Origin of the sequence: Pseudomonas sp. Lz4W (assembly GCF_000346225.2) — a bacterium.
GTDB classification, from domain to species: Bacteria; Pseudomonadota; Gammaproteobacteria; order Pseudomonadales; family Pseudomonadaceae; genus Aquipseudomonas; species Aquipseudomonas paraversuta.
Genome location: NZ_CP017432.1, coordinates 4280602 through 4294669, shown reverse-complemented (window position 1 = coordinate 4294669; position 14068 = coordinate 4280602). Strand labels below are relative to the sequence as shown.

The window sequence follows — 14068 nt, the reverse complement described above, 5'->3', positions numbered from 1 at the left end:
TGACAGTTTGCTGATCCCTGCACGCACATCTCGGGGCAGTGCGCCGCAGAGGTGCTGAATCAATAAATTGTCCTGCGCTGTCCGGGCTTTACAGGGTTTCTTCGGTCTGGGTTCTTTCCAGGTAATTCACCAGCAGCCACCATAAATGCTCTGACGCCGGGTGTAGTCGTCGATCGGAGCTGCGCAGAATATGACACTGCGAGGCCCTTGCTATGGGGTGATCCAGGGGGATGGCCAGCAGTTTTGAATCTTTGCCCTGTTGCCCCAGAGACTGAGCGGTCATGAACGCTACGCCAAGTCCTGCCTGGCACAGGGTGATCGCCACAGACTGTTGGTTGCAGCGATAGGCGGGGGTGAATACCTGATTTTCAGACTCGAATATTTTATTGATATAGCGCTGTACGCCATAGGCGTTAGACAGGCCAATCAACCTGTGGTTGGCCAGTTCACTGACAGCAATGACAGTGAATTCTTTTAAGGGATGATCTTCAGGAACAATTGCGCAAATAGGGCCTCTGGTGAAACTGCGACGCTGCAGCGATACGTTGTCGATAGGGCCGAATGACAGCGCCATATCGACCTCTCCGCGTACCAGCATCATCAGTGTGGCGCTCATATCCCCGGAACTGATGTCCACAAAAACGTCGGGATAGACTTTGGAGAATTCACGCAATTCGTTGGCGACAAAGTCGGCAACCATCCCGGGTCCGATTCTCAGGGAGACGGTTCCGCCGCGCATATATCGCAGGTCATTCAATTGTTTGCTCAGGACTTCCCGACGTTTTTGCGTTTCACTGAAATGATCAGACAGGAGTTTGCCTGCTTCAGTCAGCACTACATTGCGTCCGCGACGTTCAAGCAAGGGTAAATGCAGGCTGCGCTCGAGGAGGGCGATCTGTCGGCTGATGACGGAGGGGTTTACGTCAAGTACGTCGGCTGCTTTGCGAATGCCACCTTGAAACCCGACTTCGTGCAGGTAGCCAAGGCGCTTTTCCTGGAAACTGTTCTCCATCTCTTAGCCTTCTGGTCGTCAACTGTTGCTCTGTGGGCAACAATCTAGTGTTCACCCTCGTATTTTTCAACCCACAAGAGCATTCCATACTCGGGGCCTACTCCTCCAGGACAGGCCCAAAATATGAGCGCCGTACAAGAATACCTTCGCCTGCACTCCGATGTTCTGCTCGCCGATTTAAAGCGACTGGTACTTGCCGAGTCCCCCTCTACAGACAAGCGGGCTGTTGATGCCTGTGGTGAAGTGCTGCAAGACATCATGGCGCAGCGCATCGGCGCTACCGTGGAGGTTGTCGCGCGCGAGGAGTACGGAAATCATCTGATGTTCACGGTGGGTAAAGGGCCAAAGCGCACGGCTGTGCTCGGGCATTTTGATACCGTTTGGGACATCGGCCGTCTTTCACTGCGGGTCGAAGAAGGCAAACTTTACGGCCCGGGCATTCTGGATATGAAGGGTGGGCTCATTCAGGCCATTTGGGCTACCAAGGCCCTGATTGACCTTGGCTTGCTGGGGGATCGGCAAATCCGCTTTTTATGTTCCAGTGATGAAGAAATCGGCAGCCCGAGTTCTCGTGAGTGGATTGAAAGTGAAGCGCGTCTGTGCGAACAAGTGCTGGTGGTTGAGCCGGCCACCTCGCATAGCAATGAACTGAAGATCGAGCGCAAAGGCACAGGCCGTTTCGATATCAAGATCAAAGGTCGGGCAGCTCACGCAGGTAACAACCCCGAAGACGGAATCAGCGCAGTACATGAAATGGCTGAGCAGATTCTTTTCCTCCATGGACTGAATGCGCCTGAATTGGGCACAACCATTAATGTCGGGATTGCCAACGGCGGCCAGCGTACCAATGTGATCGCCGACAGTGCAGAGTTGAGTGTTGACCTGCGTGTCAGCAGTTTGGCAGAGGCCCGGCGGATTGAATCCATCGTCAAAGACATGAAACCATGCCTGGCTGGCGCGCAGATCGCTGTCAGCGGTGGTCTGGTGCGTCCTCCCCTTGAATACACCCCGTTAAACCAGAAACTTTTTGCCGTAGCCCAGGAGGCTGCAGAGGCACTGGGCATTCAAATCAAAGGTGCCTCGGTGGGAGGAGGAAGTGACGGCAACTTCACCTCTGCCATCGGTATCCCGACCCTGGACGGACTTGGGGCTACGGGGGTAGGGCCGCACTCTACCCATGAACACATCATTATCTCGGATTTACCAGTACGGGCCGCACTTCTGGCTGAACTGATCCAGAGACTTTAAACCGGCTGAGAAACCTGAGGTAAAAGCTATGATAAATATAAAATCGGCTTCTGAGGGCGTAAGTACGGCCTCTAAATCTTCAAAGCAAGAAATCAAAAGTCCCTATGTTTTTCTTTTTATTATCTTGCTGATTGCGGCGGCCGCTACATGGATTATTCCCGCGGGTGTGTTTGATCGTGAAATGCGCGATGGCATCTCATTTGTCGTGAATGGCAGTCTTCATGCCGTTCCGCAAAATGGCGTGCATCCGCTAGGGGTTTTTACGGCGATTGCTTCCGGGTTGCAGAGTTCTGCACCTATCATCTTTCTGATCCTCTTTACCGGCGGCGCTTTGGCGGTACTGGAAAGTACCGGAGCCATTCACCAGGCACTCAATGGCATTGCACGCAGTACAAAGCTTAATGATTACGTGGTCGTGGCAATCTTTGGACTGATCTTTGGAGTGCTTGGAACCACGGGCGTTGTGGTCAATGCGGTTGTTGCTTTCGTTCCGATTGGTTTGCTGGTTGCCAGGTCTCTGGGGTTGAACCCTTTCTTCGGGGTCTCGCTGGTGTATTTGACGTGCGCGTCCGGTTTCAATGTGGCGCTCACTAACCCGGTGACTACCGGGCTTACTCAGAGACTGGCCCAACTGCCATTATTTTCCGGCTTCGGGTTGCGCGGCATTACCTCAGCACTGTTCATATTGGCCTGTATCGCTTTTTTGATGATTTACATGCGCAAATGCCGCAAAAATGGTGAAAAACGTCCTGAACTGACTGATTCCATCGCGGCAGACGAAAAGGCAACAACCCGCCACTGGCTGATTCTGGCGTTCGCTTCCGGCACTCTGGTGACCTTCATTTATGGCGCCATGACCATGAAGTGGGGAGAGCTCGAGATGACCGCCATGTTTGTGTTCATGGCGATAGTCGCAGGCATGATTGGCAAACTGTCGGCGTCTGAAATTGCCAACAGTTTTCTGGGTGGTTGTTCCCGGATTGTCTCCGGGGCACTGATTGTCGGCATGGCCCGGGCAATATCAATCGTTCTGGATAACGGTCATATCCTTGATCCGATTGTCGGGCATCTGGCTGACTTGCTGGCGCCGCTGCATCCCGCCATGGCCGCCATCGGTATGTACGTGAGTGCAGCGCTGATGCACTTTGCTATTTCTTCCGGTTCCGGTGAATCGGCATTGCTGATACCCATCTATGTGCCTATCGGCGACATGATCGGGCTGACACGGCAAGTAGTGGTGCATGCCGTATTGTTTGGCGAAGGTATCGTTAACTGTATTAACCCGACCTCCGGTGTCTTGATGGGCGTTCTTGCCGTGGCCGGTATTCCTTTCGGCAAGTGGGTGAAGTTTGTAGCGCCGCTGATTGCCGTATGGATGGTGATTTGTGTGGTTGTACTGATTGTTGGCGTAGAAATGAAGTGGGGCCCGTTTTGAAGTTCTCATCCCGCCCTGGCTGTAGTGATCAAGTCATTAAACCCTGATGTAGCAGGCGCGAACTTGTCTTGGGATGTTTGTTAGCGATAACCCGTGATTACAGTTTAAACACGGCGCTCTCTAAGTCATCGCGAGACAAGCTCGTGCCTGCAGTTGCGATAGCAATGGTTCAAGTAAACAGCCTTGGGGCAGCGGGCGGGTTTGCCTGTGGATTGAGCAAATTAAAATAATAAATCGGAGCGCTGTAAGTGACCGTAAACAATATAGCTGCAACTTTTCTTCTGGGCGGTATTGCCCTGAGTACTCAGGCACAGGCTGATTTTCTGCGTGACGGTAAAGCCACGCTGGGGTTGAAGAACTTCTACTTCAACAATGACAGTCGTGAGGGCGCCGCGAAGCCTTCAAAAACCGAAGAGTGGGCGCAGGGCTTTATGCTGGATTACAAGTCGGGCTATACCGACGGCGTTTTCGGCTTTGGGGTCGATGCCCTGGGGTTGCTGGGTGTGACCCTGGATGGCGGCAAGGGGCGGTCTGTGGGTAGCACCATGATTCCAGTCGGCAGTGACGACAGGCCCGTCAGTCAGTGGGGGCGCCTGGGGCTGACGGGGAAAGTCAAAGTTTCCAGGACCGAACTTCGCTACGGAACACTTCTGCCCAGACTTCCGGTGCTGGTTGCCAACGATGGACGGCTGCTTCCCCAAACCTTCGAGGGGGGCCAGGTAGTCTCACGGGAGTTGGCTAATGTGACCTTCAATGGTGGGCGGATTGAGCATGCAACTGGCCGTGGATCTACTGACCGGACCGGTCTGGCCGCTGTGGGTGGTCAGCGCGAAAGCAACCAGTTCAATTTTGCCGGGGCTGACTGGAGAGTTTCCAGGGACCTGCTCGCACAGTATTACTACGGTCACCTTGAAGACTATTACAGCCAGCAGTTTTTTGGATTGGTTCACACCCTTGAGTTTTCGAATGACCAGTCTTTAAAAACCGACCTGCGTTATTTCCGAACTGAATCTTCGGGTAAAAACAGTTCGGGAGCTGCGGGCTACCGCATCAGTGGTTACACCAAAGAGGGCGATGGCGAGATCGACAACCGTACCTGGAGTGCTGCATTTATTTACAGCATTGGCAGCCATGGGGTCACCGCCGGCTATCAAAGTGTTTCCGACGGCAGTAATTTCACTCAGCTCAATCAGGGCGGGCTGGAAGGCAAAGGTGCTGGCGGCGCGAGCTTGTACCTGTACACCGACCGCCTGACCCAAAGTTTCACCCGGGCCGGGGAGCGCACAGCATTTGGCCAGTATGCCTATGACTTTACTGCCCTCGGCGTGCCGGGCCTGAAAGCCTCGGTGATGTACCTGCGGGGGGACAATATCAAGACTGTCAGCGGCGACAGGCTGAAGGAATGGGAGCGGGATTTCAGCCTGGATTACGTCGTGCAATCCGGAGCGCTTAAAGGTGTGGGGCTGGGTTGGCGCAATGGTAAGTCCCATAGCCAGGCAGCCCGCAATCAAGATCAGAACCGGGTGTTTCTGAGCTACAGCATTGCGCTTTTCTAAGGCCGCTGGGCACTAGCCCTCAAGTGCGCTGAACAGGCGCATCGAGCCTTTTCTCCCAAGGCCAGCGGGCTGCCAGGTGATACCTGGCAGCCCGTTTTTTTGCCTGAAGCTTCTATTGTGAATCGTTGCTCCCGCAGGGGCATGGCCTGCCGGCGTCGGGCCCGCAGCCAGCCATTTCCCGCGATTGCCTCAGAAGCGATCCAGCCGGTACGGTTCGAGCCCCGGCAACGGATGAGACGGGGTCGCGGTCGCCGGTGCAACCATCCGCGCAATCAGCTCGGCAGTGACTGCGGCCTGTGTCAGGCCCAGGTGCTGGTGGCCGAAGGCAAGCAGTACCTTGCCGTTGCATACCCGGTCGATGATCGGCAGAGAGTCCGGCAAGGACGGGCGGAAACCCATCCAGGGCGTGGCACCCTCGGCGCTCAAGTCCTGGCGGAACAGACCTTTGCTCAACCGGTGCAACTGCCAGGCGCGCTCCATGGTCGGGGGGCGCTCCAGGCCGGCGAACTCGACAGTGCCGGCCAACCGTAGCCCATCGGTCATGGGGGTCATGATGAACTTGCGTTCCAGCGAGGTGACCGCGAAAGGCAGCCGCTCGTGTTCATGGGGCAGCATCAGGTGATAACCGCGCTCGGTATCCAGGGGGACCTTCTTGCCCGTCAGCTTTGCGGTGAGCCTGGCTGAGTGGGCGCCACAGGCGATCAGTACCTGACGGGCAGTCAAACTGCCCTGGTCGGTGTGCAGCGAAACGCCGTTCTGATGCAGGTGTCCGTCCTGCACCCGTTGCTTGATGAAGCGCACACCGCAGGCCTTGGCGGCCTCGACCAGTTCGCAGACCACCTGGTAGGGGTCCAGAAAATGCCCTGTGCTGGGGAAGAACAACCCGCCCTGGATCTGCTCGCTCAATTGCGGGGCGACGTCGCGGATGGCCTGGGCCTGCCACATATCGACCGGTACTGCTTGTTGACGCATGCGTGCCTGTAGCGCTTCGATCGCCTGGCGCGACTCGGCGCGTTCGAACACCAGCAACGAGCCGTCTTCCTTCATCAGGTTCGGCCGTTCGATCGACTCCAGCAGCCGGTGCCAGGCACCCAGGCTGCTTTCGTTGAGCGCACGTATGCCGGCCACGGTGCGCTGGTAAGGCGCCGGTCGCAGGTTCAACAACAAGCGCGTGAACCAGGGCATGGCACGGGGCAGGTATTTCCAGTCCAGGCGCAGCGGGCCCATGGGGTCCATGAGCATGGCGGGCAAGCGCTTGAGGATCGACACATCGGCGATGGGAAACACCTGCTCGGTCGCCAGATGCCCGGCGTTGCCGAATGAGGCGCCGTGGCCGGGGTCCTGCTGGTCGATAACCACTACGCGCTGGCCCTGGCGTGCCAGTTGCAGGGCACAGGCAACGCCGATGATCCCGGCGCCGACCACGGCAATGTCAACGCTGTCGTCAGGGTTGCTGGAATTGAAGGGGTTCGACATTTCCTAGGCTTCTCTCTGGCCGTCGAACAGGCGGCGCAGCAGCAGCGGGTTGCTGTGCTTGAGCGCGGCTGGCAACAAGGTATCGGGGAAGTCCTGGTAGCAGACCGGCCGCAGGAAACGCAGGATGGCGGCGGTGCCGACCGAGGTTGTGCGCGTGTCGGAGGTGGCCGGGAAAGGACCGCCATGGACCATGGCATCGCACACTTCAACACCGGTTGGCCAGCCGTTGACCAGCAGGCGACCGGCCTTGCGCTCCAGGATCGGCAGCAGCGCCCTGGCGCTTTCCAGGTCGGCGTCATCCAGGTGCAGGGTGATGGTTAGCTGGCCTTCCAGATGCTCGGTGACCTGGCGGATTTCGTCGTCATTGGCACATTGCACGATCAGCGACGCGGCACCGAACACTTCGCCTTGCAGGGACGGGTCGGCGAGGAAATCTTCTGCCCGGGTGACGAACAGTCGGGCCTGGCACTGGTTAGGAGTTTCGCCCTGCAGGCCGGCAGCCGCTGCCCGGGCGTGGGGGTTTTCGGCCAGAGCGCCGACACCGGCTTGATAGGCGCTGAAGATGCCGGGGGTAAGCATGGTCTGCGCCGGGCTGCGCTGGACGAAGTCCGCTGCCACGCGGATGAAACTGTCCAGGGCCGGGCCTTGACGGGCAATTACCAGGCCCGGGTTGGTGCAAAACTGGCCGGCGCCCTGGGTCAGGGAAGCGACAAAGCCTTGTGCCAGCGCTTCGCCACGATTGTGCAGTGCCGCCGGGAAAAGCAGTACCGGGTTGATCGAGCTCATTTCCGCATACACCGGGATCGGCTCCGGGCGTGCCTGGGCCGCCTTGCACAAGGCCATGCCGCCACTGCGCGAGCCGGTGAAGCCGACGGCCTTGATCCGCCAGTCGCTGACCAGGGCGATCCCCACTTCGCGACCCGAGCCGAACAACAGCGAGAACACGCCTTCAGGCAGAGCGCATTTTTCCACGGCGCGGCCAATTGCGCGGCCTACCAGTTCGCTGGTGCCCGGGTGCGCGCTGTGGGCCTTGACGACGACCGGGCAACCGGCAGCCAGGGCCGAGGCGGTATCGCCGCCGGCAACGGAGAAGGCCAGGGGGAAATTGCTGGCGCCGAACACGGCCACCGGACCCAGCGGCACCTGACGTTGGCGCAGGTCAGAGCGGGGCAGGGGTTGACGTTCCGGTAGTGCCGGGTCGACCCGTACATCCAGCCATTCGCCGGCACGTACAGTGCGGGCAAAGGTGCGCAGCTGGTGGCAGGTGCGGCCACGTTCACCCTGGATACGCGGGCGTGGCAGGCCGCTCTCGGCCGTGGCACGGTCGATCAGTTCATCGCCAAGGGCTTCGATTTCATCGGCAATGGTTTCGAGGAATTCGGCGCGTGCCGCCAGTGATGTCTCGCGATAGCGGTCCAGGGCTGCCCATGCCAGGGCGCAGGCCTGTTCTACATGCTCAGCGGTACCGCCGGGATAGGCCGGTTCGAGCGGTTGGTCGGTGGCGGGATTGATCGCCCGGATCGCTTCGCGGCTGCCGGTAATGGCGTGGGTGCCGATCAGCATTTGGCCTGTCAGAGTCATGGCGGTTCCTGGAGCAGTAGGGGAGCCCTGCTGCCAAACACGGGGCTTGGCAGCCGGGCATAAATAGAGGGCGGCGCGCATCGGGGCGCCGCCGTGCAGGCAGGTGGTGGGCGAAACGTCAGGCGACGTTCTGCTCTGCCGACCAGTTGGCGTACCACTGGCGGAACAACGTGTACTGGTTCTCGGCGTAATTGCGCTGGGCATCGCTGAGCACATCAGTCTCGTTGAAGTGCAGGGTGTATTCCTTGTCACCGTTGAGCACCATCAGGTGCTTGTAGTACAGCACCAGGTCGCAGCCTTCGTCGAAGGACGAGAGCACGGCCAGAGCAGCTTCCAGTTCGCGGGCCAGGCGGCGAGCCTTGGCGTCGCCTTTGGCGGCTTTTTTGCTCAGGGCTACCAGTTGCAGCACTTCGCGCGGCAGGGCGTTGCCGATGCCGGTGATGGCGCCGGTGGCGTTGCAGTTGACGAAGCCATGCACCACCTGGGTGTCGACACCGACCATCAGGGTAACGTCATCGTCCTTGGAGGTGATGTTCTCGGCGGCGTAGCGCATGTCTGCAGCACCACCGAACTCCTTGAAGCCGATCAGGTTCGGGTACTCGCGACGCAGTTCGAAGAACAGGTCGGCGCGGGTGGCAAAGCCGTAGTAAGGGCTGTTGTAGATGACTGCCGGCAAACCCGGAGCGGCTTCCAGGATCGCGGCGAAGTGAGCTTTTTGCGCGGCGGCAGAGGCGCCACGGGACATTACGCGCGGGATAACCATCAGGCCCTGGGCGCCAACTTTGGCTGCATGGGCTGCGTGGGAAACCGCTTCACGGCTGTTGACCGCACCGGTACCGACGATGGTCGGAATGCCTGCGGCCACCAGGCGCGCGACGCCTTCCTGGCGCTGGGCTTCGGTCAGCAGTGGCCAGTCGCCCATGGAGCCGCAGTACACCACGGCGCTCATGCCGATATCGATCAGTTCCTGGCCCTTGGCCACCAGCGCGTCAAAATCCGGCTGGCGGTCAGCGGTGCAAGGGGTCATCAGGGCCGGCATGCAGCCAGTGAAAATGTTATCGGTCATTGCTGTAACTCCTGGAAAATTTATTGTTGTCTATTGAAGCTATAAGGGGCCGTCTGAACGGCATCCGGCGGGGTGGCTCAAATGCCCCACGCGAAGGGATCCTGTTCGTCGATCAGCAGCGTGCTGTCGGCGGTCATGTAGGCGCGGCCAGTAATGGAAGGGCGGATACGCTCGCCTTCCCATTCGTAGCTGCCGATGAACTGGCTGCCAGTGATGCTGGCCTGGACCCAGCGCTCGCCTGCGGCCAGTTTTTCATCGGCTGCCAGGCAAGCCAGCTTGGCGCAGGTGCCGGTGCCGCAGGGTGAGCGGTCGTAGGCTTTGCCCGGGCACATGACGAAGTTGCGGCTGTTGGCCTGGGGGTCCTCGGCAAACAGCTCGACATGGTCGATCAGGGCGCCGTCTTCGCCGTGGATGCCTTGGGCTTCCAGAGCTTTGAGCATCGCCCAGGTGTACTCGGTGAGGGCTTCGACGTTGTCGAGTTGCAATGCTTTGCCGTGATCGGAAACCAGGAAGAACCAGTTGCCACCCCAGGCGATATCGCCGTACACAAGGCCGTGGCCGGGGACGTCCACCGGCACCTGTTTGCGGTAGCGGTAGGCGGGTACGTTGCGCAGGGTCACAGCGCCATCTTCATGCAGCGTGGCGCTGACCGGGCCCACTGGCGTATCGATTTTGTGCACGCCCGGGCTGATGTGTCCCAGATGATGCAACGAGGCCACCAGGCCGATGGTGCCGTGACCACACATGCCGAGGTAGCCGGCATTGTTGAAGAAAATCACGCCACAGGTGGCATCCGGCGAGACCGGCTCGCAGTACAGGGCGCCTACCAGCACATCGTTGCCGCGGGGCTCCAGCAGGCAGGCACGACGCCATTGGTCATGCTGGTCGCGCAGGGCATTGAGCTTCTCGGCCATGGTGTTGCCGGCCAGTTGCGGAAAGCCTTTCATGACCAGGCGCGTGGGTTCGCCGCCGGTGTGGGAATCAATGATATGTACTTGTTTCATATACCTGTCCTTTAGACGCGCAAAGAGGCCTGGAATCCCGGGATCAAGCCCCGGCGTATGCCCCGGCGGGATGCGCAGAGTGGGCTGCTGCCTGATGGACTACCTGTTCATCGTCTTCGTCCTCATCTTCCAGGCGCACCAGATGCGCCGGTACACCGGTGGCCGCGCCCCAGTAGTAGATGCCCAGGGCGCAGGTCGCCACCACCAGGTTGTCGAAGGGGTGAGTGAGCACGCCCATGCCACCGAAACTGCCGAGCTTGGAGAGCACGATGGTCACGGCGTAGAAGCCGATCAACCACATGGAAGAGCGAACTTGCTGGGCCAGATTCAGGTGCCAGGTGGGTACAAAGCGACCACACATCAGGTACACCACGAACATCGCGATCTGCAGGCCAAGCAACCAGGACACGGTGTTCCAGCCTGACCAGTAGACAATCAGTGCCGCGATGACGAATGACAGCGGGCCCAGTACCGCCATCCACTTGACCCGGAACGGGCGCGGCATGTCGGGGGCGTTGCGGCGCAGTGCGGCCACGGACACCGGAGCCACGGCGTAGCTGAGCACCAGTGCTGCGGAGACGACGTTGATCAGGGCTTCCCAGGAAGGGAAGGGCATGGTCCAGAACACTGACAGGGCGAAGGTCAGCCACAGCGCAGGGCGCGGGATGCCGGACTTTTCGTCAATGCGGGTGAAGATCTTGAAGAAGGTACCGGTCTTTGCCCAGCCGTAGACCACCCGCGGGGTAGCGTTCATATAGATGTTGCCGCAACCGCTGGGCGAGATCACCGCATCAGCCACCACCAGGTAGGCCAGCCAGCCCACACCCAGGGCCAGGGCGATGTCGCGATAAGGCAGCGCCAGTTCCTTGGACACACTCGCCCAGCCGTTGACCAGCATCTCGGTGGGCACGCCGCCGAGAAAGGCCGTCTGCAACAGCACATAAATGGCGGTGGACAGCAGCACCGACAGGATCAGTGCAATCGGAATGGTGCGTTGCGGATTCTGTACTTCGCTGGCCACCGAGATGATGGGGGTCAGCCCCAGGAAAGCGAAGATCACGCCGCCAGCGGAAACGGCCATCTCGATGCCTGCCATGCCGAATGGCGCGAAGCCATGGACCTCGAAGTTTGCCGGTTTGAAGAAGGTGAACAGCACCCCGATCACCAGCAGCGGAACGATGAACTTGAATACGCTGACCAGGTTATTGAACTTGGCGAAGGTCTTCACACTGCGATAGTTGAGCATGAAGAACAGGCAGAGCAGGCCGAACTGCATCAGCCAGCCAATCACCGTAGGGGAGTTGGAGCCGGCCTGGGTCAGCCCGGGGAACCAGGCGGCAGCATACTGGCGAGAGGCAACCACCTCGATTGCCACCAGGCTGGAGAAGGCGATCAGGGTGATAAAGCCCATCAAGTAGCCGAGCAACGGGCCGTGGGAGTACACCGGGTAGCGAACCACACCGCCGGCCCGCGGCAGTGCTGCCCCCAGTTCACAGTAAACGATGCCCAGCAGCAGCACGGCAAACCCGCCCAGCAGCCAGGAAAAGATGCCTGCGGGGCCCGCAATGGCGGAAACGTGGCTGGCGGCAAACAGCCAGCCAGAACCGAAGATGGCTCCCAGCCCGATAAACGTAAGGTCTATCAATGAAAGTTGCTTTTTGAACTTACCTTTGCCTGACATGGCGGTGCCTTCTTGTGAGTTATTGGATAGGCAGGAGTGATGTCATTTGAAAACGTTATGCTCGGGATCGCCGTAGATAACGTTGCGGCTGCTAACAACCGCGCACTTATAAAAACCGGGTTCAGGAATCCTTCACTTCCATAGGTCGTGCCGTGTAATCGCCTATACCTTCCTGGATGCGGGCTGACGCTTGCTTGCCGATCCGTCAGAGTTTTTCAAGGGGCATGCAATGGCTCTAGAGTGGACTTTTCAGCGGTTGCTCGATTGATGTTTTTCACTTGGGTCGATGACGAAATCAGCACAATTCCAAATTGCCGACGAGGTGCGGCACGGGTAGACTTTTGCCTGTCCGAACCCTGAGAGAGTGAGAGTCATGCCGCTAAGCGCGTTTGCGATCCTGGGGCAGGGCAGCGACCGGAGCCGCCCTGACAGCCTCGATGAACTACTGGCGGGGGTGGCGTTGCTGTTACCGCTGCTGGATGTGATTCCGAATGCCGCGATCTTTATCAAAGATATCCACGCGCGCTACGTGATGGCCAACCGCACCCTGGTTCAGCGCTGCGGGTTGAAACAGTTGCAACCCTTGCTTGGCAAAACCAGTGCCGAAGTATTCCCCGCGCAACTGGGCCCCGGTTACACCGAACAGGACCGCCGGGTTCTGGAACAGGGCCTGGTCCTGGAAGACCAACTGGAGCTGCATTTATACGGCAGCCGGGAGCCCGGCTGGTGCCTGACCCACAAACGGCCGCTATATAACCGCAACGGAGAAATCATCGGCCTGGCGGGGATTTCGGTTGACCTGCAATCGGCCGCCGACACGCACCCGGCTTACCAGCGCCTGGCCGCGGTCGACGAATACATACGCGCGCATTTCAATCGCCGCGTCACCTTGGGCGAGCTGACGCGAATCGCCGGCATTTCCGTGGCGCAGCTGGAAAGATACTGCAAGCGAGTGTTCCACCTGACGCCGCGGCAGATGATCCAGAAGGTTCGCCTGGAGCACGCCCATCGTCTGCTGCATACCGACATGCCCATCACCGAAGTGGCACTGCAGTGCGGCTATACCGACCACAGCGCTTTCACCCGACAGTTCAAGGCATTGACCGGCTTTACCCCGCGTCAGTATCGGCAGGCTACCGGGCATTGAGGGCCGAGGTGACAGGCAGCACCTGAGGCGTTTTCCAGCGCCATGTCATGGGTCACACCCCGTCAGCAGCGCTGAAAGCCCTGAATTCCAGGCACAAAAAAAGACGTCCGAGGACGTCTTTTTTTGTTGAGTTGGTGGAGCCGGGGTCGTTTGAACTAGTATTTAAAGTGTTTGTTTTACAAAGATTTTTATCTTTTTTAAAAGCGTAGGGATACAGATGGGGATACACGAAAATCTGAAGTAGGCAACCGACGACACTAGCCGATTCAGGTCCTCTTCTGGGATTCAAATCATCCTTTCCTAGCCCTGAGTAGCCTAGGTGTACGGATCTGGTAAAGCCGATGCGTATCTTGGCTTCAGATCAACACTGCTTGAAGCATAAACCGCCGTTACCAGCCACTAGAGCATTGGTATTCCCAGCTCCTAAAATTTGGCATTGGCGTAGGTTTATTTAAGATCAGCTCACCCCGAGAGGAGCCAGAGCGTGGATCGTTTTGAATTGTTGGTATATGCGGTAGTTGCCGTTATCAGTGCGTTGACCATATCAGGTGCTGTTGGCTACATGGTCGCGGCATATCTGGATAAGAGGCGTGGCGACGACTGAGTCATCATCAGTGGTATGACCCGCTGCGTATCAAGAGGGTGTCCGCTGCCTTTTCACCGGCAGCGGGTGCCTACCCGAACCCTGCGGCTGTATTTGCCACCCTGCCCATTAGGCCGGTGATTACCTTGGATATGTAGCCTGCTGCAGGTCAATGCGGAAATGCCTCAGGCACCGAATCTCATAAATCTACGGCATGCTTACTTCTAAATCTGGTGAGTCGCTCGCCCAGAACGGCTAAAGCACTTGCGCTACCTCGCA

10 protein-coding genes are annotated in these 14068 nt (G+C 58.7%); 4 read left to right on the top strand and 6 right to left on the bottom strand.

Going from position 1 to position 14068, the window contains the following annotated elements:
• Positions 1-88: 88 nt before the first annotated feature.
• A complete protein-coding gene (locus B195_RS19645; protein ID WP_003439457.1) occupies positions 89-1012 on the bottom strand; it encodes a LysR family transcriptional regulator in 924 nt (307 codons plus the stop codon).
• A gap of 123 nt (positions 1013-1135) precedes the next feature.
• Here B195_RS19645 and B195_RS19640 point away from each other — a divergent pair, with 123 nt between their 5' ends.
• The 3 genes from B195_RS19640 to B195_RS19630 all read left to right on the top strand — a co-directional run bounded on the left by B195_RS19640 (position 1136) and on the right by B195_RS19630 (position 5251).
• Entirely contained in the window at positions 1136-2260 is a 1125-nt protein-coding gene (locus B195_RS19640; protein WP_003439459.1) for a M20 family metallopeptidase, read from the top strand.
• A gap of 28 nt (positions 2261-2288) precedes the next feature.
• Positions 2289-3695 carry a YfcC family protein gene (locus B195_RS19635; RefSeq protein ID WP_010656946.1) on the top strand — a complete coding sequence of 469 codons (1407 nt, stop codon included), beginning with the start codon at positions 2289-2291 and terminating at the stop codon, positions 3693-3695.
• Positions 3696-3943: 248 nt separating this feature from the next.
• Positions 3944-5251 (top strand): OprD family porin, encoded by a 1308-nt coding sequence (locus B195_RS19630; protein WP_003439465.1) that lies wholly within the window; start codon positions 3944-3946, stop codon positions 5249-5251.
• 189 nt (positions 5252-5440) lie between these two features.
• Here B195_RS19630 and B195_RS19625 read toward each other — a convergent pair whose 3' ends face one another.
• From B195_RS19625 to B195_RS19605, 5 genes are all read right to left on the bottom strand, one after another.
• Positions 5441-6727: an FAD-binding oxidoreductase gene (locus tag B195_RS19625; protein ID WP_003439468.1), complete on the bottom strand. Its 1287-nt coding sequence runs from the start codon at positions 6725-6727 to the stop codon at positions 5441-5443.
• 3 nt (positions 6728-6730) lie between these two features.
• Positions 6731-8308, bottom strand: a complete 1578-nt coding sequence (locus B195_RS19620; RefSeq protein WP_003439471.1) for an aldehyde dehydrogenase (NADP(+)) — start codon at positions 8306-8308, stop codon at positions 6731-6733.
• 118 nt (positions 8309-8426) lie between these two features.
• The gene (locus tag B195_RS19615; RefSeq protein ID WP_003439474.1) at positions 8427-9374 is read right to left on the bottom strand and encodes a dihydrodipicolinate synthase family protein; all 948 of its coding nucleotides are present in this window, start codon (positions 9372-9374) and stop codon (positions 8427-8429) included.
• 77 nt (positions 9375-9451) lie between these two features.
• Positions 9452-10378: a 4-hydroxyproline epimerase gene (locus B195_RS19610; RefSeq protein ID WP_003439482.1), complete on the bottom strand. Its 927-nt coding sequence runs from the start codon at positions 10376-10378 to the stop codon at positions 9452-9454.
• A 43-nt stretch (positions 10379-10421) separates the two neighbouring features.
• Positions 10422-12059, bottom strand: a complete 1638-nt coding sequence (locus B195_RS19605) for an APC family permease (protein ID WP_003439493.1) — start codon at positions 12057-12059, stop codon at positions 10422-10424.
• 373 nt (positions 12060-12432) lie between these two features.
• Here B195_RS19605 and B195_RS19600 point away from each other — a divergent pair, with 373 nt between their 5' ends.
• Positions 12433-13206: an AraC family transcriptional regulator gene (locus B195_RS19600; RefSeq protein ID WP_003439496.1), complete on the top strand. Its 774-nt coding sequence runs from the start codon at positions 12433-12435 to the stop codon at positions 13204-13206.
• The last annotated feature ends 862 nt before the right edge of the window (positions 13207-14068 follow it).

Coding starts and splice junctions, on each gene's coding strand:
- B195_RS19610 (WP_003439482.1), bottom strand. CDS start 10,378: ATGAAACAAGTACATATCATTGATTCCCACACCGGCGGCGAACCCACG.
- B195_RS19615 (WP_003439474.1), bottom strand. CDS start 9,374: ATGACCGATAACATTTTCACTGGCTGCATGCCGGCCCTGATGACCCCT.
- B195_RS19635 (WP_010656946.1), top strand. CDS start 2,289: ATGATAAATATAAAATCGGCTTCTGAGGGCGTAAGTACGGCCTCTAAA.
- B195_RS19625 (WP_003439468.1), bottom strand. CDS start 6,727: ATGTCGAACCCCTTCAATTCCAGCAACCCTGACGACAGCGTTGACATT.
- B195_RS19645 (WP_003439457.1), bottom strand. CDS start 1,012: ATGGAGAACAGTTTCCAGGAAAAGCGCCTTGGCTACCTGCACGAAGTC.
- B195_RS19605 (WP_003439493.1), bottom strand. CDS start 12,059: ATGTCAGGCAAAGGTAAGTTCAAAAAGCAACTTTCATTGATAGACCTT.
- B195_RS19640 (WP_003439459.1), top strand. CDS start 1,136: ATGAGCGCCGTACAAGAATACCTTCGCCTGCACTCCGATGTTCTGCTC.
- B195_RS19600 (WP_003439496.1), top strand. CDS start 12,433: ATGCCGCTAAGCGCGTTTGCGATCCTGGGGCAGGGCAGCGACCGGAGC.
- B195_RS19620 (WP_003439471.1), bottom strand. CDS start 8,308: ATGACTCTGACAGGCCAAATGCTGATCGGCACCCACGCCATTACCGGC.